The sequence below is a fragment of the Candidatus Micrarchaeia archaeon genome (genome assembly GCA_041653315.1).
Lineage (GTDB): Archaea > Micrarchaeota > Micrarchaeia > Anstonellales > JAHKLY01 > JAHKLY01.
Genome location: JBAZFO010000057.1, coordinates 1 through 5,229 on the forward strand (window position 1 = coordinate 1; position 5,229 = coordinate 5,229).

General features: G+C 27.2%; 8 protein-coding genes. 3 read left to right on the forward strand and 5 right to left on the reverse strand.

Annotated features, from left to right (window positions below):
- On the forward strand, positions 1 to 231 hold a 231-nt coding region (locus WC356_07270), incomplete at its 5' end, for a hypothetical protein (protein MFA5382944.1).
- Positions 232 to 259: 28 nt separating this feature from the next.
- Here WC356_07270 and WC356_07275 read toward each other — a convergent pair.
- The 3 genes from WC356_07275 to dut are packed head-to-tail and all read right to left on the reverse strand — an operon-like array spanning position 260 to position 1,680.
- The gene (locus WC356_07275) at positions 260 to 823 is read right to left on the reverse strand and encodes a DUF2179 domain-containing protein (GenBank protein MFA5382945.1); all 564 of its coding nucleotides are present in this window, start codon (positions 821 to 823) and stop codon (positions 260 to 262) included.
- A 12-nt stretch (positions 824 to 835) separates the two neighbouring features.
- Positions 836 to 1,105 (reverse strand): hypothetical protein, encoded by a 270-nt coding sequence (locus WC356_07280; protein ID MFA5382946.1) that lies wholly within the window; start codon positions 1,103 to 1,105, stop codon positions 836 to 838.
- A 41-nt stretch (positions 1,106 to 1,146) separates the two neighbouring features.
- The gene (dut, locus tag WC356_07285; GenBank protein MFA5382947.1) at positions 1,147 to 1,680 is read right to left on the reverse strand and encodes a dUTP diphosphatase; all 534 of its coding nucleotides are present in this window, start codon (positions 1,678 to 1,680) and stop codon (positions 1,147 to 1,149) included.
- Between the two features lie 189 nt (positions 1,681 to 1,869).
- On the opposite strand from dut, the gene WC356_07290 reads away from it, so the two are divergent.
- On the forward strand, positions 1,870 to 2,823 hold the full coding sequence (locus WC356_07290) for a sodium:calcium antiporter (protein ID MFA5382948.1): 954 nt from the start codon (positions 1,870 to 1,872) through the stop codon (positions 2,821 to 2,823).
- 6 nt (positions 2,824 to 2,829) lie between these two features.
- Here the strand turns inward: WC356_07290 and WC356_07295 are convergent, their stop codons facing one another.
- Positions 2,830 to 3,228 (reverse strand): hypothetical protein, encoded by a 399-nt coding sequence (locus tag WC356_07295; GenBank protein MFA5382949.1) that lies wholly within the window; start codon positions 3,226 to 3,228, stop codon positions 2,830 to 2,832.
- 61 nt (positions 3,229 to 3,289) lie between these two features.
- On the reverse strand, positions 3,290 to 4,039 hold the full coding sequence (locus WC356_07300) for a slipin family protein (GenBank protein MFA5382950.1): 750 nt from the start codon (positions 4,037 to 4,039) through the stop codon (positions 3,290 to 3,292).
- Between the two features lie 472 nt (positions 4,040 to 4,511).
- Between WC356_07300 and WC356_07305 the strand changes: the two genes are divergently transcribed.
- Positions 4,512 to 5,229, forward strand: a 718-nt coding sequence (locus WC356_07305) for an EamA family transporter (protein MFA5382951.1), incomplete at its 3' end; no start/stop codon positions are given.

Genomic DNA, 5,229 nt, shown 5'->3' on the forward strand with positions numbered 1-5,229 from the left:
TCATTCTGCCTGATTTCATCGGAGGCAATTGGAAATCACCTTTCAGTCCCAAAAGGAGAGAGTGTGAGAAAAACATTAGTTCTTCTCATTCTGCCTGATTTCATCGGAGGCAATTGGAAATCACCTTTCAGTCCCGATAGGAGGGGTTGTGAATGGGAAACTTGGTTCCCCTCATTGGCAACGAGATATTCTACCAATAAACTATCCACGCTTAAAAAAAACAGAAATTAATAATATTTAAAGATTTGGAATACTCAAATTATTTAACTTTTTTATCATTAACTTTCTTTTTATTTACAAACAAAGAATTATCTTTACGAACACTCCTTATATCTTCAATTGTATAAAATGCTTTAGGATTTACTTTATGAATTATTTTGAATATATTTTTCAGTTCTTTTCTCCTCACTACAGAAAAAATTACTTTTACATCGGTTTTTTCACTTCCACTCTTTCCATCCATTATAGTTGCCGAATAATTATTCTTCCTCAATTCATTTACTAATTTAGTCGCATCTTTTGTCACTATAATTCTTATCATAGCGCTTCCTATTGAAATCTTTTCTTCCAACCATATACCTACATAATTTCCGGTAGCAAAACCTGCTGCATACGCTATATATAATCCGACATTTGATAAATTAGACCATAACTGATTTATTGCGACAAGCCATATTAAAACTTCTACAAAACCTATAATTAATGACAAAATCTTAAATCCTTTAGAAATAAATATAATCCTTACAGTTCCAAGACTTACATCTATAACTCTAGCAAAGAATATTAATAAAGGAAGTATAATAAAAGAACTCGTAAATTCCATAATTTCACCTATTTATCTTTTCAAAACCCTCTTTTTAGAATTTTTTATTTTAAAATCTGCTTCTTCTACAGATTCACAAGATTCACTAGTCAAATAAACTGCTTTTTCTAAATCTCTTGCTGCACTAACAAAATCTTTTCTTTTTAAACCATTAGAGACAATAGCAGCTTCAACTACTTCTTCATGCGCTTTATTGGTTGCTTTCTCGGCTTTTTTAATTTCTTTTTTAGCTATACTAACAGCTAAATCTGCTTCTTTAATTTCTTTCTTAGCATTTTTCATATTTAATTTTTTATTATTTAACATTTTAAAAAATCTATTCATTAATTAAATTTCTTATTTTTTTTATTAATCTCTTTTTCTAATTTTTTAAAAGCAACTAATTTCTCTTTAATCCCAGTTGAACCAAATCCTTTAGAACCCCTCTTAGTTTTTGATAAAGAATCTACTACTTTAACATTCACTTTTGTTACTGGAATTATTATCATTTGAGCAATCCTCATCCCTTTTTCAATCTCCACTTCTTCATCTCCAAAATTTACAACCATAATAGAAACCTCTCCCCTATAATCAGGGTCAAATGTTCCGGCAACAGTATGAACTTTCATAAAACTAATTATTCCAGCCCTATCTCTTATTAATCCGACATGTCCATCAGGTATTCTTATCACCAATCCAGTTTTCACTACTTTTTGTTCCATAGGAGATAAAGATACATTTTCATTAGCTTTTATATCTAAACCAACATCGCTATCTAACATATATTCAGGAGAACAAACATCCTTAGATAATTTTTTAACTTCTAACAAAACATTAGAACTAGATTTATTCTTTTCCTCTTTTCTTTTCTTTACCATTTTAAATAACACATAAAATTTGACTAAATTTAGTAAGTTACAACACTTAACTTATAAAAGAAAATATAAAAACTATATAAACCTTTCCGATAAAATTGATTTTTATATTATACAAAACAATAAATATTATTATTAAAATAAAAGAGAACTTTTTAAACTATTATGTTTTAAATTAAACAAGAGGCAAATATGATAATTATAAATTTATTATTATTTCTAGTATTTTTATTTATATTAATAAAATGTGCAGGATATGCAATTAGATACTCTTCAATACTTGCAAAAATATTAAGATTTCCTGAATTTATAGTGAGTTTTTTTATCGTGGCTTTAATTTCAGTTATTCCAGAAGCAACAATTGCAATTATAGCGGCTTTTAATGGACAACCTGAATTGGGTTTAGGAACCCTATTAGGTGCGAAAGTAGCCGATTTAACACTAGTCCTTGGAATTGTTGCATTATTTTCGCTAAAAAGTGTAAAAGTAAAAAGTAAAATATTGAAGAACAATATTTTTTTCCTCATACTTCTTTTATGTCCAATTATTTTAGGAATTAATGGAATATTTTCAAGATGGGAGGGCATAATATTAATTTTATTAGGAATATCATTTTTTGTTAAAATATACAAAGATAATAACATCTCCCGTAAAAAATTTAAAAAAGTTGAAACAGAACCATTCGCAAAAAGTTTATTTCTTTTAATATTAAGTTTAGGATTTATTTTATTAAGTGCATTTCTAACTATAAAATTTGCTGTAAATTTTGCTAATGATGCAAAATTACCTGCAGTACTTGTAGGACTAACAATTATAGCATTAGGAACATGTCTTCCTGAATTAATATTCTCAATCAAAGCTGTAAAGAAAGACCATGATAATCTTGCTTTAGGCGATATAATTGGGACAGTAGTTGCTGATGCGACAATAATATTGGGATTGGTTGCAATAATATCTCCTTTTAATTTCAACCCTTACAATATTTATATAACCGGTACTGCGATGTTTTTAGCAGGCCTTATTGTAACGATATTTATGAGATCTGAAAAATCTATAAATAAAAAAGAAGGCATTCTTTTAATATTATTTTATATAATATTTATTCTTACAGAATTTCTTGTAAATAATATTATAGGATTTAGATAAAATAATTTATTTTTTATTTGATTTTTTTTTAAATTTCTTATTCTTTTTCCAACTAATAAAAAATAAAACTCCCATAATCAAAGCTGGACCAGCCATAATTAAACTCCAAGATAAATAATACCATTGAAAAGGAGGATTCATAATTATATTTATTACCAACATTGAAATATACAAAATACCTGCTGAAAAAAAACTAATTGCACCAAACAATTCATATTTCCAAGATATTATTAAAAAGATTGTTAAAATAATTGAAGGGATATTATGAATAAATAATCCAAGAATTGTCTCCCAAAAAGTGTAATCATTCCCGAAAACATCTAAAGAAAACATAGTTAAAAACAATATAAATAAAATCCCGAATATTCTAGGAACCCAATATAAAAGTTTATTAATTTTCACCATCTTATTCGTAATGTTACATATTTTATAAATTTAAAAACTTATCTAAAAATAAAACATAAAACTATTTCTTAGAATTTTTCTTAAGTAAATCTACAATTTCTTCTGGAAAGGGCAAAACAATTGTTGAATTTTTTTCCTCTGCTATATCATTTAAAGTTTGATAAAATCTAAGTTTCATTGCAGAATTAGATTTTGATAAAATATCTCCGGCTTCTTTCAATTTTTGAGAAGCTTGTTTTTCTGCTTCAGCATTTATAACTCTAGCCCTTCTATCTCTTTCAGCTTCTGCCTGATGAGCCATTGCCCTTTTCATATTTTCAGGAAGTTCTATATCTTTAATTTTAACATCAGTAATCTTTATTCCCCAAGGGTCTGTTTCCTTATCAACTATTTGTTGAATTTGATTTCCAATTTCTTCTCTTTTTGCTAAAACTGAATCAAGTTCTGCTTTTCCAGCCATATCTCTCAATGCAGATTGTGCTAATTGAGATACAGCATATTTGTATTCCTCTACTTCTAAAACTGCTTTTTCAGAATTTATAACTTTAAAAAAAACAACTCCATTTACTTTCATAGGAACATTATCCTTTGTAATAACCTCTTGAGAAGGAATATCTGTTGTTATAACTCTTATATCAATTTTAGTTATTTTATCAATTATAGGTATAATCCATTTCAACCCTGGTCTTAAAGTGCCAACATATTTACCCAATCTAAATTTTACAGCTCTTTGATACTGATCTATAACTCTCAATCCAGAAAATAAAACAACTAATAAAATAGTCCCAATTACAAAATACCCATTTTCCATATGAGATAAAACATAATTTACTTTATAAAATTATCTTTAAAAATGGACGCAGGAGGAATCGGACCTCCGTCATCTCGGTGTAAACGAGAGGGTCTACCATTAGCCTATGCGTCCCTAAAGATATTAAAAATTATTCTTTTTTAAAACTTGTCATTTTTTCATAAATTACAAACTATCTCAAATTAGCCAAAGTTTATATACCATCTATTTTAAGTGAACTTATGGAAGAAGAAAATAAAACACAAGAAACGACTTCTGAAGATTCAGAAAGTCAAGCAGAAGAAAAGGTAGAAGAAGAAACACTATCTAAAGAAGATTCTGAACAACAAAGTTAAACTGATATATTTTGTTGAATTTTTAAATTTTTTATCAGGGAAAATGGAGGGAGGGATTTTAATTTTAATATAAAAAATATTAAATAAATTAACAAACTTTTTAATGGCATTTATATTATAATAAATGGAGAAAAGAGATGATATACTTCCCAATACTCGGAGCCTTAGCACTTGCAGGAGGGACAATATTTGAAAGAAAATTGCTCAAAAAAAAGAGCATGGATATTAAAAAATATAATGTTCTAGAATTTTTAGGAATAGTTATTGTAATGCTCCCTATTCTTTATTTCTTCTGGAAACTTGATTCACAAGCACTTGAATTAAAAAACATACTAATTTTTATTGGAGTAGTAATAACTTCAATAATAGCAAACATATTTACATTTTATTCTATGAAAGGTGAAAAAGTCAGCAATCTTGAACCTGCAAAAATGCTTGAACCTTTATTCACAATTCTTTTAGCAGTTATTTTTAGTTTTTTTATTCAGGGAATTTATGAAAGAAATTTGCACGTTCTTATTCCAGCACTAATTGCAGGATTAGCTCTTATACTAACTCATGTAAAAAAAGAAAATTTAAATTTGAACAAATATTTTTTAGCCGCAATAGTAGGGAGTTTTTTCTTTGCACTTGAACTTGTGATATCAATGTTGATTCTTGAACTATATTCTCCTGTAACCTTTTACTTTTTGAGATGCTTAGCCGTTTTATTATTAAGTTATATTATGTTCAGACCAAAAATATCAAATCTAAATAATAAATTAAAATTAAATATAATTTCAATAGGAGCAATTTGGGTAATTTATAGAGTTGTAACATATTATGGGTATATTAAAATTGGAATAATTTCTACAA